Source organism: Ureibacillus sp. MALMAid1270 (assembly GCF_049202975.1).
In the GTDB taxonomy this organism is placed as follows: Bacteria; Bacillota; Bacilli; order Bacillales_A; family Planococcaceae; genus Ureibacillus.
The window spans coordinates 1-25,822 of record NZ_JBMIRP010000085.1; the positions used below are offsets into that span (position 1 = coordinate 1).

Here is a 25,822-nt window from a genome sequence, read left to right on the forward strand (position 1 = left end):
TCGAGCTTCTTGAAGATGCCTTAAAAAAGACGAATAAAACGATTCAAAAAATAATCAAAAGTCAACTACAGCAATGGATTGACGGTCTGCCTAACTATATCAAGGCTTATTTGTCGATTTCAGTCTGCGAAGTTTGAGTTATAATTTTTAATATTTTCTGATAAATACGTTTTAAATATTCTTAATATAATGATATAAAAATGCTATTTAATGTTGTTTTTTTCTATCAAACGACTTTTTCCTATATAATCGGCAACAAAAAAAGAAGCCAATTTAAGAGATTATTATCTCTTTAATAGCTTCTTTCATTTATTAATTTACTAGGGAATCCCCTTTTAATAAATTATCAACAGATACATAATCACGACCTTGGTCAATAGCTACAGCTTCATAAACTACATGACCATCTAGTGTATTAATACCTTTTTTCAATGCTTCATTATCAAGACAAGCTTGTTTATATCCTTTATTTGCAATTTGTAATGCATAAGGAACTGTATTATTAGTTAGTGCAATTGTTGACGTACGTGGTACTGCACCTGGCATATTTGCTACAGCATAATGAACTACACCATGTTTAATGTAAGTTGGATCATCATGTGTAGTTACTTTATCTGTTGTTTCAAAAATACCACCTTGGTCAATTGCAATATCAATAATTACTGAACCAGGACTCATCGCTTTCACCATTTCCTCAGTAACAAGTTTTGGAGCTCTTGCACCAGGAATTAATACAGAACCGATTACTAAATCAGATTCTTTTACTGACTCTGCAATATTAAATGGATTTGAAATTAATGTTTGAACAGATGAACCAAAGATATCTTCTAATTGACGTAAGCGTTCAGGACTTACATCTAAGATTGTTACGCTTGCACCCATACCAACTGCAATACGTGCAGCATTTGTTCCAGCAACACCGCCACCAACAATCGTTACTTTACCGCGCTGTACGCCAGATACTCCACCTAATAGAATTCCTTTTCCACCAGAAAGCTTTTCTAAATATTGTGCACCAATTTGTACTGACATTTTACCAGCAACTTCACTCATAGGCGTTAATAGTGGTAAAGAACGGTTTGGTAATTGAACTGTTTCATATGCAATACCTACAACTTTTTTGTCGATTAAATTTTGAGTTAACTCATATTCAGGTGCCAAATGTAAATAAGTAAATAAGATTAAACCTTCACGGAAATATTGATATTCACTAGAAACTGGTTCTTTTACTTTCATAACCATTTCTTGTGCCCAAGCTTCACTAGCAGTATCTACAATCACTGCACCTGCTGCACGATAGTCTTCATCTGTAAATGAAGATCCTAAACCTGCGCCTGTTTCAATAAATACTTCATGACCAGCAGTTGTTAATGTTACAACTCCAGCTGGTGTCATTGCGACACGGTTCTCATTGTTTTTAATTTCCTTTGGAACTCCTATTCTCATTGCAATACCTCTTTCTGTATCATAATTCAGACAATTCCATCTTATCAGTAATTTGTTAGTTTGCAAATATAGTTTTCTAAAATTTAGTATTTATTATTTGTTGAATAATATAAAGGTTAATAGAGAACTCAATGTCGATTTATATCAGTTTTGATTGTGCAGTTAGAGGAATAGATTACATTATGTAATTCTTCGCTAGATAGATCAAACAAGCTGGAAAAAGATTCTTACAAATTTTTGTATTTTATTAGAAATATTTGTGAATCATTTTATAGAACTACCATATTCTGTTTTCTTTAAAATGGAACTTGATATAATAAGGATATACCGATGAAGGAGGAATATTTTATGACTCAATACAAAAATATCGTAGTAGCAGTAGATGGTTCTAAGGAAGCGGAATATGCATTTAAAAAGTCAATCGATGTAGCAAAACGTAATGGTGAATCAACACTAAATCTTGTGAACGTTATTGACACGCGTTCATTTGCTGCTATTGAGGCATATGATCGTTCAATCGCTGAACGTGCTCAAAGTTTCTCTGAAGAATTATTAGCTGGTTATAAAAAACAAGCTGAGGAAGCTGGAGTAAAAAATGTTAAAGTACTTATTGAATACGGTTCTCCAAAAACAATCATTACAAAAGAACTTTCAAAAGTTGTAGATGCTGATTTAATCGTGTGTGGTGCTACAGGTTTAAATGCTGTTGAACGTTTCTTAATTGGTTCTGTTTCTGAAGCAATCGTCCGCTCTGCAAGATGTGACGTATTAGTAGTTCGTACTCCTGACAACGAAGAATAATCAATGTTTTAAAATAAAAATAGCCCTTCTAAAGAATTTAGAGGGGCTGTTTTTTTTGTTGTGATGTTATTTCTGTTTCTTCCATATTTGAACTTTTTCGAAGAATGCAGATAATGCTTGCTTATTAGACAAGTTAGGTACTTTAGCTAGAAGCACTTCACGAGGAGCACGGTGATCTTTACTTTGCTTCTGTAAAATTAACATGCTTTTTTCTAAAGATTTATTTGCAAATAATCCATCTGGTAATTGGATGACTGCTTGAATCCAGGCATGTTTTTTCAAGTAATTATGTAACTCTTTCGCTTGCTCAGATTCAAATAGATTCGCAGGTACTAAGAAAAATAAATATGCACCGTCTTTAGAATGATTGATTGATTGTTCGATTAGTAAATGATGGGCATAACTCATCCCTTCACGTGAACACAATTCATAATCTAATGCTACATCTTCATTTGGATAATATCCAACAGGTAAATCACAAACAACAACATCAACAGGGTCCACCAGCATTTTTTGTAACGCATCTTGATGATAGAGCATGATAGGCTGTTGTATTAACTCGGCTGTATCTGCAGCTAAACGAATTAACGTTTCATCCACTTCAATCCCAGTTGAAAACGTTTTTCCGTCGAACATATTCATAACTGTTAACAATAAGTTACCTGTCCCTACAGCTGGATCAAGTATTGAAATCGGCCCTTGATTTAGTTTCTCCTCAACAAATTGCTCTACAAAATAACCAACTAACAAACCTAAAGAATCCGGTGTCATTTGGTGATTTGGTTGAGAAGATTTACGCATGCCTTTTAGAATTGCTAGTTGTACTGCTTTACGAATTTCCTCTTTTGAGGCATCTTTTCCAACCCATTCAATTTTTTGGTCAAGTATATCTTCAAGTGTATTAAGTACACCTTCTAAGTAAGTTAATTCGCTATTTTGTTCATATTGCTCTGATTTTTCGTTAATAAAAGAAAAGATTTTTTCTAAATTCTCCATAGCTAACTCCTTTAAAATGAACAACCCACTCGCAAAACACTGTCGAGTGGGTTATTAGTATTACTACTAAAGAAAAGTTTGTTAAGTCTCTCTAAATATTATATTACTACAAATAGATAAGAACTCAAACAGTTATTTCGCTAAAGCCGCTTTTACCGCTTCGATTGCTGCTTCATAGTTTGGATGGCTTGTACCTTCTGGAACGTACTCAACGTAAGTTACTGTACCTGTACGGTCAATAACAAATACTGCACGTGCAAGTAAGCGAAGTTCTTTCATATAAACTCCATATGCTTCACCGAAAGATAAATCTCTGTGATCAGAAACTGTGTGTACGCCTTCGATTCCTGCTGCAGCACACCAACGTTTTTGAGCAAATGGTAAATCAACTGATACAGTATAGAATGCTACATCTCCACCGATACTTGCAACCTCTTCGTTAAAACGGCGAGTTTCCGCATCACATACACCTGTATCTAATGATGGTACAGAAATAATTAATCGAACTTTACCTTCTGTATCTTTTAGTGAAACTGGTGATAAATCATTAGCTAAAACTGTAAAGTCAGGTGCTGGATCACCTACTTTTACTTCTTTTCCAACTAAAGTTACTGGATTGTTTTTAAATGTTACTTGTGCCATTATTTGAACGCCTCCCTTTCTGTAATCATCTTACTAAAAGGTATTTCTCTAATGCAAATAAGTTATCTTATCACTGTGTAAAAATTAGTGAAATTCACCAAATTCGTATTTAGCATTATAAGGAAGGTGAAATTTGATTATGTGAGTTGATTTGAACTGATTGACCCGCTTCTTTTTTCTTCTTAATGTAAACATTTTCCTGAATCACTACTGTATCTGCGAAATAATCCGCTAAACTATTATTTTTCGGCATAAAAATAACTAATAAATATAAAATGGAAATCGTGTTATTAATAAATCTACCGATTAATTCCCTAAAAATAACTGTACTCCAATTTAGTTTTTCACCATTAATTGTTTGCACTTTTATACCAAAAATCATTTTCCCTAAAGTTTGACCGAAGTATTTTGTCATTAAAATAAAATAACCGTAATAGAAAATAGCAGATACGATTGTAATTGGAGCAAGATAATCAGTGTCAGTTATACTCCAATTTGCAACTTTAAATAGAGGATATATTACAATTCCTAATAGTGCGGATACAATAGCTTGGTCAATTATAAAGGCAAAGAAACGCAACCAAAATCCAACAGTCTTTTGTTCAAATTCATATTCAACTACATTTTGATAATTGACTGGTTTTGTTACTATTTCACTTTCGTTTGAGGAGTGATTGAATCCGTTAGAATCTTCTATTGTCATCTGAAATCCCTCCTTAAAATTCGCCGTATAGGTACATTAATCTCGGTGCATTTGATGTATTCATAAGTTTTGTAAGTAGTTGCTGTTCTGCAGATGGTCCAAAAAGAGCCCCGAGTTTCATTCCGATGATTTGACCGATACCACCTGTATCACTTTCATACTCAAAGAGTGTTGCTGTTTGTAACCCATAATCAGCTCGTAGACTTGCAATGGCATCATCTAATCCACCTAATTCATCTACTAATCCAGCTTTAACTGCTTGGGAACCACCTAAAATTCGTCCATCTGCAACAGCTTTTACTTCAGCTTCACTCATACCGCGGCCTTGTTCCACTACATCTACAAACACTTCATACGAATCGTTAATCATTTCTTGCATCATTGCTTTTTCTTCTTCTGTAGTTGGTCTTGTCCCACTAAACATATCTTTATGATCTCCGGATTTAATCGTTTCAAATTCCACACCGAAGTTTTCAGCTAACTGTGAAAAATTAAAACTAGACATAATTACACCAATTGAGCCAGTAATCGTTTCTCGATGTGCATATATTTTGTCCCCAGGTGCAGCAATATAGTAACCACCAGAAGCTGCCATTGAACCCATCGATACATAGATTGGAATATTACGTTCCTTTTTAATTTGCACTAATTTCTCATGAATTTCTGCTGATTCTATTGCTCCTCCACCAGGAGAATTGACTGATAACACGACTGCTTGTACAGTTGGATCATTTAATATTACATCAAGCTGTTTTAAAAATAATTTGTGATCATATTCTACTTCAGACCAAACTGTCCCAGAACCAACATCCTGAATTACTCCATCAACGGTTAGTAACGCAATTCTTTTTGAAAAATCTCCACCTTCAAGAACCTTTTCTTTTAGCTGTATTTCAGATGTACTAGTTACACTTGAAACAAAATCAGAACTAAAGAATCCAATAACAGCATTTAAGCCAACTGAAAAGATTAATAAAAATGCAGCAATAATGATCGCTATCCATCTTTTTGTATTCATAATAAATCATTCCCTCCTTATTATTTTTTACGTATTAGAATGGTAAATGTTTCATGAAAAATTAAGCAAAATAATAGGCTGTTCAGTAAGTAGAAACTATCTGAACAGCCTATTTATTATCATAATAAGTTTAACATATTACTGTAAATCATATCATTGATCAATACTTTTTGAATTGAATGTTATATTCTAGCTATCAAAAATTATTTCCCAAGGAATAGTTACGCCTTAACTCCGAATTCCTTTTGACGTAATTCGATTCGGCGAATTTTTCCTGATGATGTTTTTGGTAATTCATCGATAAACTCAATAGCTCTAGGGTATTTATATGGAGCTGTAATTGTTTTTACGTGGTCTTGCAATTCTTTAACGATTGTTGGACTATTTTTCAGCTCTCGATCACGAAGTACAACGAATGCTTTTACAATATTTCCTCGAATTTCATCTGGACTTGCAACTACTGCGCACTCTTTTACAGCTGGATGTTTAACAAGTGCATCTTCTACTTCAAATGGTCCAATTGTGTAACCAGAAGATACGATAATATCGTCACCACGACCTTCAAACCAGAAATAACCATCTTCATCTTTATAAGCACGGTCTCCAGTTAAGAACCATTCACCACGATATTGCATTTTTGTTCTTTCTGGGTCTTTTAAATAGCCTTTAAATAATGCTGGAGTGGAAGAATGAACCGCAATATCTCCTACTTCTCCTGGTTTTGTTGGTTCTCCTAAATCATTAATGACTTCAACTAAATTTCCTGGAGTTGGTTTACCCATAGACCCAGGTTTTGGTGTCATACCGATCATTGTTCCAACTAATAATGTATTTTCAGTTTGTCCATAACCATCACGTACTTGTAGAGAAAATACATCTAAAAATTTATTTATTACCTCACTATTTAATGGTTCCCCAGCTGAAACGGCACTTTGAACGCTAGATAAATCATATCCTTCTAACCCATCAACCTTCGCCATTAAACGGTATTCTGTTGGTGTACAACATAAAACGTTAATTTTATGATCTTGTAAAGTTTGAAGATAATCTTGTGGATTAAAATGCCCTAAATTAACAAACGCTGTAGCACCACTTCCTAATACCGCTAAAAACGGACTCCAAATCCATTTTTGCCATCCAGGTGCAGCAGTTGCCCATACAATGTCGTTTTCTTTTACGCCTAACCAGTTTGCAGCAGTTGTGCGCAAATGTGCGTATCCCCAACCATGTGAGTGTACAACACCTTTTGGATTACCAGTTGTTCCACTTGTATATGAAAGGAAAGCGATATCTGAACTTTTTGTGCGTTGTCCAGTATATTCTTCTGAAGCTTGCTCAATTTCAGTTTGCATTGAAATCCAAGAACCTTGGGAACTACCGAATACGAATTGTTGTAATCCATCTAAATGTTCCACATCATCGAATTGAGCTAATTCATTCTCAAAAGCAATTACCGCTTTTGCTCCAGAATGCAAAATACGATAGTCAATATCTTTTGCTCTTAACATTTCTGAACTTGGAATGATTGTAAGTCCAGCTTTTAGAGCTCCAATGTATGTAATATAAGCTTCAATAGAACGAGGTACCATGACAAGAATTACATCACCATGTTGGAGTCCGCGATTCGAAAAAACATTTGCAACTTTATTTGCTTTTTTTATTAACTCTTTAAAAGAGATTTTTTCAATGTCTCCATTTTCATGATTTACTAATAAAGCTAATTTTCCTTCTTCACTAGCATATCTTTCAATTTCATCTACAATATTGTAATCTTCAGGAGCTAATAAATCTTCTCTTTTCATTTCAAATTCCCCCTAGTTTAAATTCCTTGGTATTTTTTTATATATGATTTTTATTCGAAAAATAGACTTTACATAGGATGTAAATATGTTTGATGATAGATTTTTCTATTATCTATAACCTCATTATATACCAAGGTTTTAGGACTAGGTACTATTTTTTTAAAAATTATATGAATTCTTTATGTGTAAAAAAATTTGTATAGCAAAAAATAAGAGCTAGCAGCATTCGCTACTAGCCCTTATTATAGTCATTTAATTATTGACCTTGAGTACCACGTAATTGTGATTCAGCCATTTGCACTAGGCGTTTAGTGATTTCTCCTCCAACTGATCCGTTAGCACGAGAAGACGCATCTGGTCCGAGTTGAACACCAAACTCTTGTGCGATTTCATACTTCATTTGGTCTAATGCTTGGTTTGCACCAGGCACTAATAATTTGTTTCTGTTACCGTTGTTGTTTGAAGCCATTTCTCTCACCTCCTTGTGAATTTAGAATGCACCGGATTCGTTTTTTAATACACAAAAGGTGAGAGGAAATATGTTCTTGTATTTCTAGCTGATTGGTATTACCTTATTGCTTTATTTCTTGCTATAAAAAGTGAAAGCTTTCGGGATTCTTTTATAATAATCCTTCGAACTGATCTTCTTTTGGCTTCATCATAGGGAAGATATATAGTTCTCGATTTTGTACGGATTTTTCGATTAACGCATCAAAGTCAGTAAAGCTTTCATAATAATTTACTTTATCTACTTTCGGTTTTGTCTTTGGATTTGCTGGAGTGAAGATTGTACAGCAATCTTCAAACGGTTGAATTGAAGTTTCGTATGTTCCAATCTTTTCAGCGATATCAATAATTTCTAATTTATCGTATCCGATTAATGGTCTTAAAATAGGTGTATTTGTGACGTCATTAATTGCAGTTAAACTTTCTAACGTTTGGCTAGCAACTTGTCCTAAGCTTTCACCAGTTACTATTCCAAGTGCTCCAATTTCTTCACGTACTTTGTCAGCAACCTTCATCATCATTCTTCGAGTTGTTGTCATAATCATATTTTCAGGAACACGGTCTTTAATAAGTACTTGAATATCTGTAAATGGAATAACATGTAATCGAATTTTATAGCCAAATTTCGATAATTCATTTGCTAATACTTTTACTTTTTCTAATGAGTTTTGACTAGTGTAGGGAGGGCTGAAGAAATGAATCGCTTCTAGACGAACACCTCTTTTCATCATCATATAACCAGCAACAGGACTATCAATACCACCAGATAACATTAAAAGTGATTTTCCATTAGAACCAACTGGCATTCCACCTGCACCTTGAATAATTTGTGCCATCATGTAAATAGCATCTTTACGCACTTCAATTCGAAGTTCTACTTCTGGTTTTTTCACTTGAACAGTTAAATTTTCATAATGTCTTAATACAGCTCCACCAATTTCACGTTGAATTTCGTGAGATTCATGTGGAAATGACTTATCTGAACGTCTAACTTCTACTTTAAATGTAATATTTCGATCTTTGAAATCCTTCATTATTTCAATCGCTAATGATTTCATCGCATCTAAATTTTTATCACAAATAGCAACTGGACTAAAGGATTGAATACCAAATACTTTTGGCAATTTTTCCATGAGAATAGCCATTTGCTCATTGTTTTCTATTTGAATATGCATACGATCACGTTCAGTGTGAATCGCTAATGGAGAAATTTCTTTAAATGTATAACGGATATTATCACGAAGTCGGCTTATAAATTCCTTCTTATTTCTACCTTTCGTAGACAATTCTCCGTATCTAATTAATACTTCTTTCCATTTCATTATTTGTTTACTCCTTTAATCAAATTCGCCTTGGCGTAGTTGCGCCCAGATTTTATTCGAGCTCGCTCGAATATTATCATTAAAAAATCTGTGGCATCCGCCGGAGGCATCTAACTTCATACTGATTATAACTTAACCGCATTATCATGAACCAATCACATTTACTACACTAGTTAGAGTTATCAAAGTAATGGTCTGAATGAAGTTAGATCGATCATGACCTTTGTAAATTCTTCTTTAAATTTTTGAATTTCTTCATCAGTATTGAAAGCACCAAAACTTAAGCGAATCACACCATTCTTAAATTTCGGATTTAGTTTAATGGCTGTTACAACATGACTCGTTTTCTGTAGTTTCGATGAACATGCACTTGAAGTCGAAACAATAATTCCACGTTCTTGTAATGCATTGATTAAAATTTCACCTTTTAGGTCTTTCACACTAAATGATAAAATATGTGGAGCTCCTGACTCCGTTGATAAAATATGAATATGTTCACCAAATTCAGTTAAAAATTTAAATAAATCTTTTTGCCAACGACGATATTTTTCATTGGAAGCTTGTAAATTTTCGATTGCCATTCGTGCCGCTTTTGCTAAAGCTACAGCTTGAGGTACTGCTACTGTTCCACTTCTTAATCCAAACTCTTGCCCTCCACCAAGTATTAATGGAATGATGTTCAGCTTATTTCGAAAGACGATAGCACCTGAACCCTTTAAAGCATGAATTTTATGACCTGAAATGGTAATAATATCTGGACCTTTTTCTCCATTAAATGAGATAGGTACTTTCCCAAAACTTTGTACAGCGTCTACATGAAAAACTGCACGACTTTGCTCATGGATGATTTGCCCAGCTTCTTCAATCGGTTGAATCGCTCCAATTTCATTATTTACATGCATAATACTAACAAGCACTGTATCTTTTCTAATTTTTTCTTTAAGCTCATCTAATGAGATGACCCCAGATTCATCAACATGTAAATAATCGACTTCAAAACCTTCTTTTTCTATAGATTTACAAGCCTCTAATATAGAAGCATGTTCAATTTCTGTTGTAATAATATGCTTACCTTTATGAGTATTAGCTTTTGGAATACCAAATATTGCTAAATTGTTTGATTCTGTTCCACCCGCAGTAAATATGACACATTTTTCATCTGTGTTGAAAATTTGCGCTACTTGGTTTCGCGCACGATCTAGCAACAAATTCGCTTGTGTACCTGCAGCATGAATGGAAGCAGGATTTGCATAAAATTGTTCATTTACTTTTATAAATGTATCTAACACATCAGTATATGGTTTTGTTGTTGCACTGTTATCAAAATAAATCATAATAACCAACCCTTTTTAATATATATCTTGTAGTTATTCCTTATTATTGAAACAAAGTGGAAGCAATTGTTCTAAATGCTTTGCAAAAAATTCTAACAATAATGTTGCAATAATAAGAAATGGCTGTCTAGAAATATTACGTTTCTAGACAGCCCATCGCAATAATTTAGCGAGTTTTGAGCTTTAAAGTTAAGACTTGGAATACAGTTCATTTTGAACAAGTTCTTCAATACGCTTGATAGCACCTGGCTCAGCTTGCTCTACAGCAGAAACAGCGTCCTCTAATGCTTTCATATAACGGAATTGATGGAATGCTTCTTCAGCCTCTAACAATTTCTCATGAACAGCTCTGTTAGATGCTCTGTAACGATTACCATATTGAATAATTCGTTCAATTAGCATTACATTTTCAATCATTTCTTGTGCACGATCATTTACTTCTTGGATACATTGATTTGCATTTTGTAAATTCAAATGTACAAATTTCATATTAAGTGGAACTTCCTGAAGACTTTGCATACATAAGTAAATTTTTTCTTCAGCTTCCTCTAATCGTGCTTCCATTTCTTCCGGTATACCTGGAATATTTGCTTTATTTAATAAGCGATCGGTGTTTTGTAGAAGCTTTTTAAGTGAATTTAACTGTTGTCGTGCTTTGTTTTCATCAATTCGTAAGTTTTTTAAGCGATCAGATAATTCTTCTTGTTGTAGCTTAATTTGCTCGATTTCTTCACTAATTTCAATTAGTTCTTGTTGCAAGCTAGTATAAGCGGATTGTTCTTCTCTCACTCTTGTAGCTAAAACTTCATATCGTTTTTGAATCATCTCTAACTGTTTTAAACCAATTTTAGGAATTTCGGCTTCTTCTTCAGTAAGTTGATACGAAGTTTGTACATACTCAGCCTCTTCACTAACTTCTTTCGTACCCCGAATGACATCACGAATCGTTGTATACATATGTTCATAATTTTTATCGACAAAGTTTTTAGCAATAACTTCTTTTTCAAGTAAGTCATAATAATTGTCAATTTCATCATTTACTTTTTCTATACGCGTTACAACTGATGAGATGTTTAACGATTTTACTTCTTCGTTTAATTGTTCTAACTCTTTTTCGAATTGCACAATTGCTTCAGTCAATTCTAAATGATTTAAATAATAAGACCCTTCTTCCATTTCACGTTGTCCATTTTTTAAATCTTGAATAGCATTTGGAATTTTAGTATGTATTTCCGTAATAATACTAGGAATTTCATTTATAAAATAATCAAATTTCTCAGCATCCGAAGTTAAAGTAAGAACAATTTCCCGTGCTTGAAGATAATTTCCTTCCATCGTTAACATATCGTACTGTTCGAATTTAGCAGGAATTTCTTCAAGTAATTTTTCTAAACTAGGTAAAGCTTGACCAAATGAATATTGGTGAGCAAGTAATGTTTTTCTTGCGGAACGGTAATATTCTTTTAGCTGTTCAATTTCAATGCGGTTCTTTTCTTCACTTCCAACTAACTCTTCTAATTCAGTTAGAATTTGATCTTTAATTTTTTCGCATTTTTTTAAGTATTCTTCTAATTCTTTTTCAACCTTAGAAGCTTTTTTGAAATTGAAACGATCGATATAATCCTCAGCATCAAACAACATAGAATCCATTTTAATAACATGAATATCCATGACTTCTGTCCATTGATCACGCCAAGTTTCAAACAATTTTTCCGTTTCACCATTCATATTTAGTGCTTTTACTTTAGTAAGCTCTTCAAAGATTGGATAATGCTGAACTTGTAACTTATTTTTTTCTAATCGCTGTATAATGACATTATGTTTACGTCTCATAACGAGTCCTACAACAAATAATGCTATTAGTACGATGACAATAATGATGATATAATTCATCGTAAGCCCCCTATTCCAAATCACGCAAATCGGCTAGTTCGTAACTATAATATATCATGTTTTGATAGATTTGTTGAATAAATTATTGGAAATGTACTAAGGTTTACGAATCTTTCTAAAAAGGAGGAATTTTTGTTGAAAAGAGATGGACACATTCATACACCATTTTGTCCACATGGTACAAAGGATTCCCTTGAGCAATATATTGAAAAAGCGATTGAATGTGGTTTTTCAGAAATTACTTTCACTGAGCATGCACCACTTCCAACGAATTTTGAAGATCCTACTCCAGGTAAGGACAGTGGGATGGATCCAAAACTATTACGCTCTTATATCGAAACTCTAAATGAGTTAAAATCTACATACTCAAGTAAAATCAAAATTAATATTGGTTTAGAAATCGATTACATTATAGGATATGAGACTGAAACTAGAGCGTTTTTAGATATTGTTGGACCGTTATTAGATGATTCTATTTTGTCTGTTCACTTTCTAAAATGGAATGATGATTATTGTTGTATAGACTTTTCTAAAGAAGTATTTTTAGATTTTGCTAAAAAAGTAGGTAGTGTTGAGTCGGTTTACAATTTATATTACGATGCAGTAAAAAAATCGATTGAGGCTAACTTAGGAAGATTCAAACCTAGACGGATCGGCCATCCAACACTTATTCATAAATTTCAGTTAGCCCATAGAGAGTCGATTGACGATACAACTCAAATTAAAAGTATTCTAGATTTAATGAAAGAAAAACGCCATGAGTTAGACCTTAACAGCGCAGGATTAAGTAAAGTAGATTGCCAAGAACCTTATCCTCCAAAACCGATGATTGAGTATGCTAAAACAATTGAATTGCCAATGGTGTTTGGCTCAGATGCCCATCGTGTAGAAGATTTACACCAACATTACGAAATAGTTATTCCGAAATAAAGGAGAATTAATATGTTTACAAAATCAAATTATTCAGGAACTATCGAACAACAGTATGAGTTACTTTCAAAACAACTAGACGCACTTCTTGATGGTGAAACGGATTTAATCGCTAACTTAAGTAATGCTTCAGCATTGCTTAATCAATTTTTAGATCAAATAAATTGGGTTGGATTTTACTTAAATAAAAATGGAGAGCTTGTATTAGGTCCATTCCAAGGACTTCCTGCCTGTGTTCGAATAGCGATAGGAAAAGGTGTATGTGGAACTGCAGCAATGAAAAAAGAAACAGTCGTTGTTGAGGATGTTCATGAATTCCCTGGTCACATCGCTTGTGATGCAGCTTCAAATTCAGAAATCGTACTACCTATTATTAAAAACGAAGAATTAATCGGCGTTTTAGATATTGATAGCCCGATTAAAAATCGTTTCTCTGATGAAGACCGTACAGGATTAGAGAAATTTGTAGAAATATTAATAAAACATATATAAGTCAAAAAATGGGCTGTTTTGTGAAGATATCTTCCAAAACAGCCCATTATAATTATTGTGTAACTTCTAATGATTCATCGTAAATACAAAATTGGTTTTTGCCATTATTTTTTGAATAATATAAAGCTGTATCTGCTTGTAAGAATATTGTTTTAAACTCTGGTCGATTTTCCTTATGCCATACTATTAATCCTGCAGAAACCGTAACAGTTGGGTTTGTTACTTTTGGAATCGATTCAACAACCTTTTTAGCTAACTTAAATGACTCATCATCCAAAATATTCGGTACATAGACCGATAATTCTTCCCCACCCCATCTAGCACAAATACCTCTTGTACCAATTACATTATGCAATAGTTGTGCTATTTGGATTAACACTTCGTCTCCTACTTGGTGCCCATAAGTATCATTAATCCGTTTAAAGTTATCAATATCAATTAATAAAAACATTCCCGAATCATCATTTTGTAATGATTTTTCTACGAAATGATCTAAATAACTTCTTGCATAAAGCTTGGTTAAATGATCGTGGTCAACCATCATTTGTAATTGAGTACGAAGCATTGAGTTAGCAATTGCAAGCGAAGAATGATGGATTAACGATTGCATTAGTTTATAACTATCAAATGAGAAAAAGTATGCATCGCGATGTAAAACAATACTAAAACCATAAATACGCTGCTCTACAATCATAGGAATCGCCATAATGGATTTAAATGGTACTTCTTTTGATACTAAACGATTAAAGTCTGCTATAAACATGGAGTCATGTGACTTTTTAAAATGATTAGATGCATATTCAATATACTCTAAACCTTGTGGAGTTTTGAAAAAATCAGTTGATGGGTCTGTTAATTTACAAACATCATTTTCGAGAAAGACAAAGCATAATTCCATTGGTTGGAATGATTTGAGTAACTGTTTTTGCAGAAATTTCAACATTTCATTCATATTTAAATTCATATTTAATCGATGGGATGTTTCATTTATTAATTGTAAATCACTCACTAAACGGTGGGATTGGTGATATAATTTTGCATTTTCAAGTGCATTTCCAGATGCATATGCTAACATTCGGATAAATTCTTTTTGCATATGAGTAAAAACGTATGAAGCAGGAGCACTTACTTGTAATATTCCGTAAATGGCCTGTTGACCTTTAATTGGAGCATTTAATAAACTGCAGTTTAAATCAATTGCCTGTTCAGTTGTAATATTTCCCGATACAAACGCATCAATTGCTGATGGTCTTTCAGATAAATAATCAAATTGTTTAATCGGAATTGTTGTTTGACGATCCTGATCATTTGACAGAATCAGCTCAACATGAAATGTTGGGAAATTTTCTTGTATAGTATGTAAAACGTTTTTTAATATAACATTAATATCCATTGTCGAATGGAATAAATCCGTCATGTTATATAACTTCCGATAATGATTTTCGTTTAAATGTGTTTCATTTGATTTTTTTACCATTTGTACGATATTAGCTAAAAAATCTAATGTAGTAGAGAAATATTCCGAATGAACAAATTCTTTCCATCTTAAGCTTTCTTTTATAAGGAGGAGGCTTTTATATTGATTTTGACCTTCTAGTAACACCATATGAGTCAAGTTATTAAATTCTTCTATTTCTTTTAAAAAGAATGGTATTTCTACAATGTTTTGTTGTTCAAAATACTTTTCTAACAACAGACAAGGAATAGCATTAAATTGTAATCCAAATGCGACTTGATAATTAGGAGAAATAAAGTTATCTTCTTCACTAAGGAGAAAATAACTATAATCAAGATCGAAATAATTATTAATACAATTTTGGATTAGTTCAAAATGACTATGATTAATAGAAAGTTCATCCACAGATTTAACACAAATTGCAAGTAAATCTGATTTCAAATTTATGATGGATTGCTGATGCACTTTCATAAAAATCACCTTTTCTAATCGGAAGTGAAACAAAAATTGTTATAATTTAACTAATATTAAAGTATACACTCTTTATATCTAAATGACTATAAAATTTTGACAATTCCCTTTTATGTAGTTCAAACTCTATTTTATTATATCATAGTAAATGTTAAATCATATATTTCTCCTAAAATTCAACGGAGTCATCCATGGTTTTTTCTTGACTAAGGCTACTAAACATTATACAATCTTCTTTGTGTAAAATGAATGCAGCAGTTGTATAAGCTAATATGTATTTTATTCCTCTAAGCTACTTAGATGGTGTATTGTGTAACCCTTTACGGCTGCAAGGGCGAAGATACGTGAAAATAAAATACCGATTAGTGTCGGGTACAACTGGTTTTCTTTAAACACAAAAAACCAAATTTAAAGGAGGAGACACTCTATGTCTCGTTATACAGGTCCATCTTGGAAAATTTCTCGTCGTCTTGGTATTTCATTAAGCGGCACAGGTAAAGAATTAGAAAAACGCCCTTATGCACCAGGTCAACACGGTCCAAACCAACGTAAAAAATTATCTGAATATGGTTTACAATTACAAGAAAAACAAAAACTTCGTCATATGTACGGTATGAGCGAACGCCAATTCAAAAACCTATTCGATAAAGCTGTAAAAATGAAAGGTGTTGCTGGTGAAAACTTCATGATCCTTCTTGAAACTCGCCTTGACAACCTTGTTTACCGTTTAGGTTTAGCTCGCACTCGTCGTGCAGCTCGTCAATTAGTTAACCACGGCCACGTTTTAGTTGATGGCAAACGCGTTAACATCCCATCATACAGTGTAAAACCAGGTCAAACGATTTCTCTTCGTGAAAAATCTCAAAACCTTGCTGTTGTAACTGAAGCAATCGAAGTAAACAACTTCGTTCCTGATTATTTATCATTCGACGCTGATACTAAAGTAGGTACTTTCGTACGTTTACCAGAGCGTTCTGAATTATCAGCTGAAATTAACGAATCACTAATCGTAGAGTTCTACTCTCGTTAATTAAGCATTATAATGCAAATAAAACCCTTGAAATGTTGTTAAATCAACGTTTCAGGGGTTTTTTCGTTTATATTTATTTTGCAAAATGGAGCAAGATAATGCACTAATCTGGGGCAAAAAAAAATAATAGCATGGGTGAAGGAATGGAATGAAAAACACTGCTAGCATGGAATAAAAAAGATAATGATGTAAATGTGATTTATTATGTTAAGGTTAACCGTGGTAATTTAAGAGGAAAAAGTAGGCATTGGTTAATATGCGTCGAGTGCTGAAGGTAGGAAAAACATAAATTAAAAAATGAGATGTAGTGTTCGGAAAAGCGCCCGAGTTAAGTACCAACTAGAGGAAAAACGGCAATCCATAATAGATAAGGCCTTCTTCACCTTAAAGGTTTTTATAAAGTGTCAAAAGCAAACTGTATCTTTGGATGCACTTTTTTGTCCTGTTATGCTCCTCTACGTTTAATGCATATTTTAAAATAAAATTGCAAATAATGTGTATGAATAAAATATTTAAGTACGATGTTTTCTCAATAAGAGGGATGGGATGTACATGTTTTGGAAAAAAAAACAAATTGAAAGTAAGCTTGTTGCTCAATCAATAGCTGAATCAGAATTATCGATAGAAGCTCTGAAAAAAAGCCTCGTTCAAATGGATGATGCAGAATTTGTGGAAATTGACATTTCCGATATTCGAAAAATTCATCTTGTTTACATACGAACTCTCATTGACCAAGAAAAATTAAATGAAAGCATTATAAAACCTTTAACTAATTGTTCCAAACCGTCTATTCAAGATTGCATTGTGAATTCCTCAATTATTCCCATTCCTATTTTTATAGAGGCCAAAAAACAATTGTTTTCAGGGTCCATTTTGTTATTTGATTCTTCGCAAAACCTTTGGTTAGCTGTGCCATTACAAAATCCTATTGGACGTGCCATTGAAACATCTGAAACAGAAACCATCATGTTCGGAGCAAAAGACAGCTTTAGTGAACAAGTAGAACAAAATATTACGCTTATTCGAAGACGACTCCCCATACATGAACTGAAAGCAGAGAAGTTTACTGTCGGTTCTATGAGTGAGACAAGTGTTGTTTTAATGTACATAGAGGGGCTGACTAATCCAGATTTTGTTTCAACAGTCAAAGAGAAGATTTCTGAAATTAATTTTGATCTCTTCTTTGACTCCTCTCAAGTTGCGGCATTCATGGAGGAACATCAAAACAGTATTTTTCCTCAGTTTCAGCAAACTGACCGGCCTGATGTAGTTGCTTATTCTCTGGGATTAGGAAAGATCACCCTTCTGGTAGACAATACACCATTTGCTCTTGTTGCACCCATTACTTTTTTCCATTTGTTCCAATCACCCGAGGACTATATTAATCGATGGGTAGTTGCCAGTTTTTTGCGCATCATCCGATATGCCAGTTTTGTTCTGTCAATCACATTGATTCCTTTCTATGTGGCATTGACAACTCATCACTATCAAATGATTCCTATACAAACACTTCTAGTCTTGGTCGACTCAAGGAGCAAGCTTCCTTTCACTCCTTTTTGGGAAGCATTTATCATGTTAATTTTTATCGAAATCATAAAAGAAGCAAGTTTAAGGATGCCTACAAAAACAGGTCAAACACTTGGGGTTATTGGTGGTATTGTGATTGGCCAAGCGGCTGTTGAGGCTGGATTCGCTAGCAACGTATTAATTGTCATGGTTGGGATCTCGACGATAGCTTCCTTTCTTATCCCCAACTACCTTATGACAAAAGCAAATTCATTAATGCAATTGATGCTTCTTGTTTTTTCTTCTTTACTTGGAATAATTGGGATTGCACTAGGAAGCATTGCTATTTTAGCCCATCTTAATAGCTTGTCTTCAATCAAGCAACCCTATTTTTCACCAGTTTCCCCTTTCTTTAGAAAGGATTGGATAGACTTATTCATTCGAGGGCCATTAACCAAGATGTTGGAGCGTCCAGAGCATCTTAAACCTCTACAACTGAAGAGATATAAAACTAGGAGATGACTTGATGGGAACTTACCAATTATTTAAAAAGAATGAAACCTATAATGGGCTCTATGCCATGTTGTTGGTAAATCGCCTCCAAATGCTTTACTTTTTTCTGATTATGCCAAATATCTTGATCCATCCATATATGATTTGGGTGCTTATAGCTGTCGGGATATTATCCCAACTAAACCTTCTTCTTTTATCGAAGTGGCTTTTAACCCGTTTATCTAGCAATGGATATAATGGATTTGTCCAATTGTTTGGAAAAAAATTAGTACGATTTCTCTCTTTCATCGGGTTGTTCTTTATTCTGCTTAAACTTTCCGTCATAACATTAGGATTCAGCGAAATTGTTCAAACATTTATGCTTCCAGCAACAGATACAAATTTTCTTGTCTTTTTTATTTTGTTGTTCTGTTTTTATGTCGCAGGTAAGGGCGTTGAACATACCATTCGTTTTGTGTTGATTTCTTTTTTCTGTACATTTTGTGTACTGATCCCATTTTTCGTTTATTTCTTCTTTCCTCCAATAGCTCAACTCAGTGATTTGTATCCACTTATTCCAATGGAGTGGAAAGTAGAAAATTGGAAAGCTTTTTTTTTAATTTTGTCTTCCTATTCTGGTCCGGAATTTCTGGTATTTTTGGGACCATGGCTTAAAACAAACAATAAAACTTTTCGCTATTTGTCTTACGGCAACGCTCTCACCGTTGTAGAGTATGTATTCCTATTTATAGCATCCCTATTTTTTTTCGGTTCCAATTATTTAAGTAAAACTCAATATCCAATTATTAATATGTCCCGTTATTTTCAAAACCCAGTGTTTGAACGAATAGATATGATCATGCTTTCCTTTGAATTATTTAACCTAGTTTTTGCAGTTTCTCTATTTCTACTATTGTTTTATGGAGCATCTAGAATAGCTTTTGGTAAATTGAGCAAGCCAACCAGTGGAAAAGGTTTATTATCCAATGTTTTCCTTATATTTATCGGAATGGTTCTTATGAATGAATTATTTTGGAAGTCTGAGGAGAAGCAGAACTTTTTACTTAATCTCCAAATTATAGCTGGAAGCATAAGCTATTTTCTTGTTCCACTTGTTATTGTTTTAGTAATGAAAAAAAGGGGAGTTAAAAAAAGTGCGTCTACATAAAAAGATATGTAATAGATTAATACTTCTTTTTATGACTATTTGTTTATCTGGCTGTGCCCCTTTTACCGAAAATAACCTTATTGAAGAAATTTCTCCCGTTACCTTTTTGGCAATTAGTAAGGGGGATACAGGGAAATTAAAAGTCAGTACAATTTTGCCTCCTCTAAGTAAAGAAAAGAAGTTTGTTATGTCGCAAGAAGTCAGCTTATTAAAGGAGGGAGTACAGAAGTACGATTTAAACTTCTACCAGGAAATTAAATTCGGACAAATGCGGATGCTGGTAATTAGTGATGAACTTGGAAGAGACGGCATTATGTCCATTATAAATGTATTATTGACTGATCCGGATATTTCTCCGAGAATCTATTTAGTAATCGTAAAAGGAAATTTTGATGAATACTTGGAAAGTCAATTGGACAAAGATGAAAACTTTGATTACTCGTTTTACCGTATGCTGAAGCATTATGAGGAAAAAAACCAAGGACAATTAACTGTCGTTAATCTTCATCAATTTAAAAATTTGCTCTATACTCCTTATTCAGATCCTTTTTTGCCTGTATTCAAAATAGATGAGGATGGGGTCAACTATGAAGGTACAGCCTTGTTTAAAGATGACAAGCTAGTTGAAACTATTTCATCTTTAGATGATCGTATCTTCCAGCTGATAAACAACGATCACTACTTAGCTGTTTTACCGATTCAAAAATTTGAAATTGTACTGGGTCGTGTTAGATCTAAAATAATAGTAGATATCGATAGCAGCTATTCTACAATGACCTATACCGTGACTATAGACACTAGGGTTGAGGAATACCGGGGAGAGAAGCAATTATTTGACCCAAAGCAGTTAGAAAATATGAAAAAAGATATCGAAACCCATCTTGAAAAACAAACACATGAACTAGTTAAAAAGATGCAAGAATTGAAAGTGGATCCATTACAGCTTGGCATACAAACAAAAAGACCATTCTCAAAACCAATGGAAGAAAAAAAATGGATTGAAATGTTTGAGAAGATGAACATTAAAATAAAATACAATATTAATATTGATCCTTTGACGGATGCAAATTCATAAAGGCAAAACCTTTAATTTTTCCTATTGGACAACTTATAAAGTAAACAAAATGCCCTAGAATCCAACGATTCTAGGGCATTTTGTTTACTTGACCGTTCAGTTATTCTCCGAAAGTCTAAGTGGGGCCACAACAGTGGCCATTTCTGAATAACACTACTTTAAACGTTGATATATCAAGGGTTGAGAGAATCGTAGAGTTCTACTCTCGTTAATAGTTCGATATCAAAAAACCCTAGTATTGTTGATTTCCCAACCTACTAGGGTTTTTTATTTATTATTTAATTTAGGTAATTTAATACTTTCCCTACAACTTCTTCTCCAGCATGAACCCATCTGTTTTTATTTATGATTGGTGCATCCTTATCTTTTGGTTCTTGGAACTGATTAAATCCAGTCGCATCAAGTAAAGAATTTTCGTCATAATCAAGACCACAATGAACAACATGTTTTATAACATAAGGTGTTTTAAATCTTATTTCTGCATTGTACGAATCAAGTTCTCCTTGCGTCACTACGAATGGTAATCTTAAATAGATTGTATCACAGTCTTTTTTCACTAATATTGCATCAAAAAATCCCCGATCATATTCCCAGTAGCCACCTAGGCAGAAGCCATGATGTTTCAGTTTATCACGTAAATAACCAAATTTCGCTTGTTTTCCATCTAGTTCTGTTTGTAATGTTATCATTAGTGAGTTCGCCTCCATTTGATTCTCTTTAATAGAATAGACAAAATGACATTTACAAATACGCTATCCTTATAATTTTTCAAAGTCATTATCATTCTTAAGTAAAGTATTCTAATTTGGCATCCGGGAAAAATTTCTCCATGTAGGAATATAAATGTTCCTTTATATCGTCTTCCTCTTCTTTTTGATAGATGTATTTACCAATCCCATATTTCCCCCACTTGTACCTTCTTTTCTCCTCATCTAATTCGAGCTTTGTCATCGGATAATTTTTTTCAATTACTCGTTTTGCAGGCTTCGTGAACCGATGTTGGATAAATTCAAAAGTGAGATCTTTTTTAGCTACGGATGGTAGCTCTGCTGCTAAACGCTCGAACATTTGATGATATCCTTCTTCCCAACCTTCATGAAGATATATTGGTGCAACGATAAATCCAAGTGGATATCCTGCTCTTGCAACTTTTCCTGCGGCTTCAATTCTTTTCTCTAAAGGTGAAGTGCCAGGTTCAAAGTTCTTAATTATATAATCTGCATTAACACTGAAACGAAATCTCGTTTTTCCATTATGTTTTGCATCGAGTAAATGGTCTACATGATGGAATTTCGTAACAAATCTCAACTTTCCTAGTTCCGTATTGCCAAAATGTTCAATTGCTCTTTTTAAAGTATGTGTGAGGTGATCAATTCCAACGATATCTGACGTACAAGAAGCTTCAAATCTTGTAATTTCAGGTGCTCGTTCTTCCATATATCGATCGGCAGCTTCAAGTATTTCCTCCACATTCACATATGTGCGTATATACGGTTTACTTCCCATTGTGGTTTGTAAATAACAATAATGACAATGACCCATACAACCTGTAGCAAATGGTATAGCATATTCGGCAGAAGGTTTCGAAGTATCAAATTTAAGTGTTTTTCTAACACCTACCACAAGCGTTGATTTTGCAACTCGATATTTCTGAAGTTCATTATCACCCGGTAAATTCCGGATCTGATTATGTGATGTCGTTTCTCTAATTTCAAGATTCATCTTTTTAAACTTTTCGTAAAGCTCTTTTCCTAAAGGGTATTCAAGAGCTTTTGGTTCGAAATAGACGAGCCTTGGCATAAATGGTTTATTCATTAGTTAACCTCTTTTTAGTTATTGCCATAGTAATAATTATAGGATTGATTTGCTTCTTCTTCTGTCGCGTATAGTGCCAGCTCATTCGTAATTGGATAATACGTTTCATATAGGAACAGTGCTAGCTCACCATCTTTCTCTGGATTATGAACGACAGCTGCTTCTTGAATATTTGCTACATCTTGGGTATGAGGATTACGATAAAAAACATAGACAATATCTCCTGCCTGGAATGTTTGATTTTCCATTGTTTCACCTTTTCTAAGAAATTTACTTATAGTAGAATTTTGGCTTTATGTTGAAAAAATATGTTTTCAACATTATGGAAATTTAGTGACTATCCAATTTACGCTGTATTTAAGAAAAAAAACTTCTGCTTACAAGACAAAAAAATAGGCCGAAATTCGGCCTATTCCTCTTCTTCGCTATTTTCATTGTCTTCTATTTTTTCGACTTTTATAAAATTAATCTGATGATCTTCTTTTTCGTAAATGGAAAACTGGTAACCAGCATATTGGATACTCGTTGTTTCATCAAGATCCAAATCTTGATTGTAATACCATCCACCAATTGTATCGATATCTTCGTTATTAAATTCAATGTTTAGTAAATCTTCAATATCATCGAGTAATACACTACTATCGAAAACATAGCTTCCTTCTTCCATAACCCTTACATCAGCAATTTCGTCATCATCAAACTCATCATGGATATCACCAACGATTTCTTCAATGATATCTTCAAGTGTAACAAGACCCGCTGTCCCACCATATTCATCTATTAAAATCGCAATAGGTGTTCGCTCTTTTTGCATACGTACTAATAAATCATTTATTGGTGTTGAATCAAGCACCTTAATAACAGGGTTAATAAATTCTTCTAAATTAAACGTATCTGGTTTTATACGATTATTCATACCCTGTGTTAAGAAATCCTTGATGTTCAAAAACCCAATAATATTGTCACGGTCCCCTTCAAATATAGGATATCGAGTATATCTTTCTTCAGATACAGTTGTTAGTAATTCTTCGAAAGTAACATCTTTAAAAAATCCTACCATTCTCGTTCTTGGAACCATAATCTCACGAGCAATTCGTTCATCAAACTCGAATACATTATTTACATAATTAAGTTCGTTTTGATTGATTTCACCATTTTTATAACTCTCGGTAAGTAACAATCTTAGTTCTTCTTCTGTATGGGTAAGTTCATGTTCATTGGCAGGTTTCATACCAAAAATACCAATTAAAACACGTGCAGATCCATTTAAGAACCATATGAATGGAAAAAGAATCTTATAAAATATCATTATTGGTTTTGAGAACAATAATGTGATCTTTTCCGCTTTTTGAATAGCAACAGACTTCGGTGCTAATTCACCTACAACTACATGGAAAAATGTTGCTAGGGCAAATGCACCCGCAATAGTAAAGTAATGTACATAATCTGGACCTATACCAATTGCAGAAAACATTGGTTCTAGAATAAATTCAAAGGTTGATTCACCAACCATACCTATTCCTAAAGCTGTAACGGTAATACCCAATTGACAAGCCGATAAGTATTCATCCAGATGTGTTGTAACATGCTTTGCTGCAATAGCGCTTTTGTTCCCTTCTTCAACTAATTGGTCAATTCGAGAAGATCGAACTTTAACGATGGCAAACTCTGTTGCAACAAAAAATGCGGTTAAAATAATTAATACTATAAAAATGGTTAAATTTAATGCGGTCAACTAGTCGTCTTACTATTAAGTAAGACTCCACCTCCTAAGGTAATATAAGTTTTTATCAATGTATTTTTGAATTTTACGAATATTTAATGTTTGGTCCCCAACAAACACACCCCAATTCTTTACAATATAGATAATAGGATATCGTGATTTAACATCTAAATCAAATATTCTAGTCTGATATACATAATATCTTCAAATTTTATCCTTATTTTTTATTTAAGAATAAAAAAATAGAAACCAAACTAAAAGTGATTCGTATATAAAATTTCTAGTGAAAAAGACACGAATGACTAATTACGCTACTTATCTTAGACTGACCATATATCAAATTAACTTCCAATATCTTAGCACTTTCATACAAATAAATTAATTTGTATTCAATTTTTTTATTTTTCGTACACAAAATTTTATATTTCGTGTACACATTTTATCCTATGTACACATAATGCTGTCAATAATGCAAAAAACCTTTTCAATTAGATAATTGAAACTTATACTACTTATTAATGGGGAGTTTTTTACTATATAGGAGTCGATCAGATTGAAGAAAAAAGACATGCATGCATACACTTACGCATATGAAACTTTACGCGATCAAATATTTAATGGGGATATTGAGCCACAAACTAAATTAACTGAAGAAATGCTTGCAGATAGATTGGGCATTAGTAGAACACCCATCCGCTCTGCAATTGCTAAACTTGAACAAGAGGGCATAATCCGTAACAAACGAGTTTATATTCCAACTGCTACTGACATGCATCACATTTTCCAAGTACGCATGTTATTAGAGGGTTATGCTGCTAAATATTGTTCAAATTTCATTTCTGAAGATGCGTTAAACCGTTTAAAAAATTGTGTGGAAGTTGGATTCAACGGAACAACAGAAGAGGTAATGAAAGCGAATCATGTTTTTCATCAAATTATTGTACAGGAAACAAGAAATCCGCTCATGATTGAAATTATTGATAAAATGCAGTCCATCATTTATTTATTTAGAAAGATGGTTGTACAGCAAAAGAGACCGCATTTGTTTGATGAACATGCAAAAATTTATAAAGCAATTGAAGAACATAACGAACAATTAGCTCAAGAATTGATGATTGAACATTTAAAGAAGGATCTTGAGTTTAGTATAAGTAGGATTACTCATTAATGTTTTATATAAGATAAGACGACTCGTTGTGA

General features: G+C 33.3%; 23 protein-coding genes. 8 read left to right on the forward strand and 15 right to left on the reverse strand.

Annotated elements, in window-relative coordinates; genetic code table 11:
- Positions 1-312: 312 nt before the first annotated feature.
- Entirely contained in the window at positions 313-1,446 is a 1,134-nt protein-coding gene (ald, locus tag ACOQFO_RS11015) for an alanine dehydrogenase (RefSeq protein ID WP_421689712.1), read from the reverse strand.
- A gap of 348 nt (positions 1,447-1,794) precedes the next feature.
- Here ald and ACOQFO_RS11020 point away from each other — a divergent pair, with 348 nt between their 5' ends.
- Positions 1,795-2,247: a universal stress protein gene (locus ACOQFO_RS11020; protein ID WP_421689713.1), complete on the forward strand. Its 453-nt coding sequence runs from the start codon at positions 1,795-1,797 to the stop codon at positions 2,245-2,247.
- 66 nt (positions 2,248-2,313) lie between these two features.
- Here the strand turns inward: ACOQFO_RS11020 and ACOQFO_RS11025 are convergent, their stop codons facing one another.
- From ACOQFO_RS11025 to ezrA, 9 genes are all read right to left on the reverse strand, one after another.
- Positions 2,314-3,243, reverse strand: a complete 930-nt coding sequence (locus ACOQFO_RS11025) for a class I SAM-dependent methyltransferase (protein ID WP_421689714.1) — start codon at positions 3,241-3,243, stop codon at positions 2,314-2,316.
- A gap of 132 nt (positions 3,244-3,375) precedes the next feature.
- Entirely contained in the window at positions 3,376-3,885 is a 510-nt protein-coding gene (gene tpx / locus ACOQFO_RS11030) for a thiol peroxidase (protein ID WP_421689715.1), read from the reverse strand.
- 115 nt (positions 3,886-4,000) lie between these two features.
- A complete protein-coding gene (locus ACOQFO_RS11035; protein WP_421689716.1) occupies positions 4,001-4,588 on the reverse strand; it encodes an RDD family protein in 588 nt (195 codons plus the stop codon).
- 13 nt (positions 4,589-4,601) lie between these two features.
- A complete protein-coding gene (gene sppA / locus ACOQFO_RS11040) occupies positions 4,602-5,606 on the reverse strand; it encodes a signal peptide peptidase SppA (protein ID WP_421689717.1) in 1,005 nt (334 codons plus the stop codon).
- Positions 5,607-5,827: 221 nt separating this feature from the next.
- A complete protein-coding gene (gene mbcS, locus ACOQFO_RS11045; RefSeq protein WP_421689718.1) occupies positions 5,828-7,408 on the reverse strand; it encodes an acyl-CoA synthetase MbcS in 1,581 nt (526 codons plus the stop codon).
- Positions 7,409-7,664: 256 nt separating this feature from the next.
- Positions 7,665-7,877: a small, acid-soluble spore protein, alpha/beta type gene (locus ACOQFO_RS11050; RefSeq protein WP_421689719.1), complete on the reverse strand. Its 213-nt coding sequence runs from the start codon at positions 7,875-7,877 to the stop codon at positions 7,665-7,667.
- 151 nt (positions 7,878-8,028) lie between these two features.
- Positions 8,029-9,237: a tRNA uracil 4-sulfurtransferase ThiI gene (gene thiI, locus ACOQFO_RS11055; RefSeq protein WP_421689720.1), complete on the reverse strand. Its 1,209-nt coding sequence runs from the start codon at positions 9,235-9,237 to the stop codon at positions 8,029-8,031.
- Between the two features lie 182 nt (positions 9,238-9,419).
- Positions 9,420-10,571 (reverse strand): cysteine desulfurase family protein, encoded by a 1,152-nt coding sequence (locus ACOQFO_RS11060; protein WP_421689721.1) that lies wholly within the window; start codon positions 10,569-10,571, stop codon positions 9,420-9,422.
- Positions 10,572-10,760: 189 nt separating this feature from the next.
- Complete coding sequence (gene ezrA / locus ACOQFO_RS11065) at positions 10,761-12,464, reverse strand: septation ring formation regulator EzrA (RefSeq protein WP_421689722.1); 1,704 nt, start codon at positions 12,462-12,464, stop codon at positions 10,761-10,763.
- A 135-nt stretch (positions 12,465-12,599) separates the two neighbouring features.
- Between ezrA and hisJ the strand changes: the two genes are divergently transcribed.
- Positions 12,600-13,394: a histidinol-phosphatase HisJ gene (gene hisJ / locus ACOQFO_RS11070; RefSeq protein WP_421689723.1), complete on the forward strand. Its 795-nt coding sequence runs from the start codon at positions 12,600-12,602 to the stop codon at positions 13,392-13,394.
- A gap of 12 nt (positions 13,395-13,406) precedes the next feature.
- Entirely contained in the window at positions 13,407-13,886 is a 480-nt protein-coding gene (locus tag ACOQFO_RS11075; RefSeq protein WP_421689724.1) for a GAF domain-containing protein, read from the forward strand.
- A 52-nt stretch (positions 13,887-13,938) separates the two neighbouring features.
- Here ACOQFO_RS11075 and ACOQFO_RS11080 read toward each other — a convergent pair whose 3' ends face one another.
- Positions 13,939-15,813, reverse strand: a complete 1,875-nt coding sequence (locus ACOQFO_RS11080; RefSeq protein ID WP_421689725.1) for a diguanylate cyclase domain-containing protein — start codon at positions 15,811-15,813, stop codon at positions 13,939-13,941.
- Between the two features lie 427 nt (positions 15,814-16,240).
- Here ACOQFO_RS11080 and rpsD point away from each other — a divergent pair, with 427 nt between their 5' ends.
- The 4 genes from rpsD to ACOQFO_RS11100 all read left to right on the forward strand — a co-directional run bounded on the left by rpsD (position 16,241) and on the right by ACOQFO_RS11100 (position 21,084).
- Positions 16,241-16,843, forward strand: coding sequence for a 30S ribosomal protein S4 (gene rpsD / locus ACOQFO_RS11085; protein ID WP_421689726.1), 603 nt, complete (start codon positions 16,241-16,243; stop codon positions 16,841-16,843).
- A 552-nt stretch (positions 16,844-17,395) separates the two neighbouring features.
- A complete protein-coding gene (locus ACOQFO_RS11090; RefSeq protein ID WP_421689727.1) occupies positions 17,396-18,871 on the forward strand; it encodes a spore germination protein in 1,476 nt (491 codons plus the stop codon).
- 4 nt (positions 18,872-18,875) lie between these two features.
- Positions 18,876-20,009: a GerAB/ArcD/ProY family transporter gene (locus tag ACOQFO_RS11095; protein ID WP_421689728.1), complete on the forward strand. Its 1,134-nt coding sequence runs from the start codon at positions 18,876-18,878 to the stop codon at positions 20,007-20,009.
- Positions 19,996-21,084: a Ger(x)C family spore germination protein gene (locus ACOQFO_RS11100; protein WP_421689729.1), complete on the forward strand. Its 1,089-nt coding sequence runs from the start codon at positions 19,996-19,998 to the stop codon at positions 21,082-21,084. Before ACOQFO_RS11095 ends, ACOQFO_RS11100 begins: the two co-directional genes overlap by 14 nt.
- A 278-nt stretch (positions 21,085-21,362) precedes the next feature.
- Here ACOQFO_RS11100 and ACOQFO_RS11105 read toward each other — a convergent pair whose 3' ends face one another.
- The 4 genes from ACOQFO_RS11105 to ACOQFO_RS11120 form a co-directional block, all read right to left on the reverse strand.
- The gene (locus ACOQFO_RS11105; RefSeq protein WP_421689730.1) at positions 21,363-21,773 is read right to left on the reverse strand and encodes a YugN family protein; all 411 of its coding nucleotides are present in this window, start codon (positions 21,771-21,773) and stop codon (positions 21,363-21,365) included.
- A 97-nt stretch (positions 21,774-21,870) separates the two neighbouring features.
- Positions 21,871-22,899 (reverse strand): spore photoproduct lyase, encoded by a 1,029-nt coding sequence (splB, locus tag ACOQFO_RS11110; RefSeq protein WP_421689731.1) that lies wholly within the window; start codon positions 22,897-22,899, stop codon positions 21,871-21,873.
- Positions 22,900-22,913: 14 nt separating this feature from the next.
- Positions 22,914-23,147, reverse strand: a complete 234-nt coding sequence (locus ACOQFO_RS11115; protein WP_421689732.1) for a transcriptional regulator SplA domain-containing protein — start codon at positions 23,145-23,147, stop codon at positions 22,914-22,916.
- A gap of 161 nt (positions 23,148-23,308) precedes the next feature.
- Positions 23,309-24,634 (reverse strand): hemolysin family protein, encoded by a 1,326-nt coding sequence (locus ACOQFO_RS11120; protein ID WP_421689733.1) that lies wholly within the window; start codon positions 24,632-24,634, stop codon positions 23,309-23,311.
- Positions 24,635-25,175: 541 nt separating this feature from the next.
- Here ACOQFO_RS11120 and ACOQFO_RS11125 point away from each other — a divergent pair.
- Complete coding sequence (locus ACOQFO_RS11125; RefSeq protein WP_421689734.1) at positions 25,176-25,790, forward strand: GntR family transcriptional regulator; 615 nt, start codon at positions 25,176-25,178, stop codon at positions 25,788-25,790.
- The last annotated feature ends 32 nt before the right edge of the window (positions 25,791-25,822 follow it).

What these genes read in the sequence shown, in the direction of transcription:
- ACOQFO_RS11080 (WP_421689725.1), bottom strand. Translation starts at nt 15,813, where the DNA reads ATGAAAGTGCATCAGCAATCCATCATAAATTTGAAATCAGATTTACTT.
- sppA (WP_421689717.1), bottom strand. Translation starts at nt 5,606, where the DNA reads ATGAATACAAAAAGATGGATAGCGATCATTATTGCTGCATTTTTATTA.
- ACOQFO_RS11095 (WP_421689728.1), top strand. Translation starts at nt 18,876, where the DNA reads ATGGGAACTTACCAATTATTTAAAAAGAATGAAACCTATAATGGGCTC.
- ACOQFO_RS11115 (WP_421689732.1), bottom strand. Translation starts at nt 23,147, where the DNA reads ATGGAAAATCAAACATTCCAGGCAGGAGATATTGTCTATGTTTTTTAT.
- ezrA (WP_421689722.1), bottom strand. Translation starts at nt 12,464, where the DNA reads ATGAATTATATCATCATTATTGTCATCGTACTAATAGCATTATTTGTT.
- mbcS (WP_421689718.1), bottom strand. Translation starts at nt 7,408, where the DNA reads ATGAAAAGAGAAGATTTATTAGCTCCTGAAGATTACAATATTGTAGAT.
- rpsD (WP_421689726.1), top strand. Translation starts at nt 16,241, where the DNA reads ATGTCTCGTTATACAGGTCCATCTTGGAAAATTTCTCGTCGTCTTGGT.
- ACOQFO_RS11025 (WP_421689714.1), bottom strand. Translation starts at nt 3,243, where the DNA reads ATGGAGAATTTAGAAAAAATCTTTTCTTTTATTAACGAAAAATCAGAG.
- ACOQFO_RS11090 (WP_421689727.1), top strand. Translation starts at nt 17,396, where the DNA reads ATGTTTTGGAAAAAAAAACAAATTGAAAGTAAGCTTGTTGCTCAATCA.
- thiI (WP_421689720.1), bottom strand. Translation starts at nt 9,237, where the DNA reads ATGAAATGGAAAGAAGTATTAATTAGATACGGAGAATTGTCTACGAAA.
- ACOQFO_RS11075 (WP_421689724.1), top strand. Translation starts at nt 13,407, where the DNA reads ATGTTTACAAAATCAAATTATTCAGGAACTATCGAACAACAGTATGAG.
- ACOQFO_RS11035 (WP_421689716.1), bottom strand. Translation starts at nt 4,588, where the DNA reads ATGACAATAGAAGATTCTAACGGATTCAATCACTCCTCAAACGAAAGT.
- ACOQFO_RS11020 (WP_421689713.1), top strand. Translation starts at nt 1,795, where the DNA reads ATGACTCAATACAAAAATATCGTAGTAGCAGTAGATGGTTCTAAGGAA.
- ald (WP_421689712.1), bottom strand. Translation starts at nt 1,446, where the DNA reads ATGAGAATAGGAGTTCCAAAGGAAATTAAAAACAATGAGAACCGTGTC.
- ACOQFO_RS11105 (WP_421689730.1), bottom strand. Translation starts at nt 21,773, where the DNA reads ATGATAACATTACAAACAGAACTAGATGGAAAACAAGCGAAATTTGGT.
- ACOQFO_RS11060 (WP_421689721.1), bottom strand. Translation starts at nt 10,571, where the DNA reads ATGATTTATTTTGATAACAGTGCAACAACAAAACCATATACTGATGTG.
- tpx (WP_421689715.1), bottom strand. Translation starts at nt 3,885, where the DNA reads ATGGCACAAGTAACATTTAAAAACAATCCAGTAACTTTAGTTGGAAAA.
- ACOQFO_RS11050 (WP_421689719.1), bottom strand. Translation starts at nt 7,877, where the DNA reads ATGGCTTCAAACAACAACGGTAACAGAAACAAATTATTAGTGCCTGGT.
- splB (WP_421689731.1), bottom strand. Translation starts at nt 22,899, where the DNA reads ATGAATAAACCATTTATGCCAAGGCTCGTCTATTTCGAACCAAAAGCT.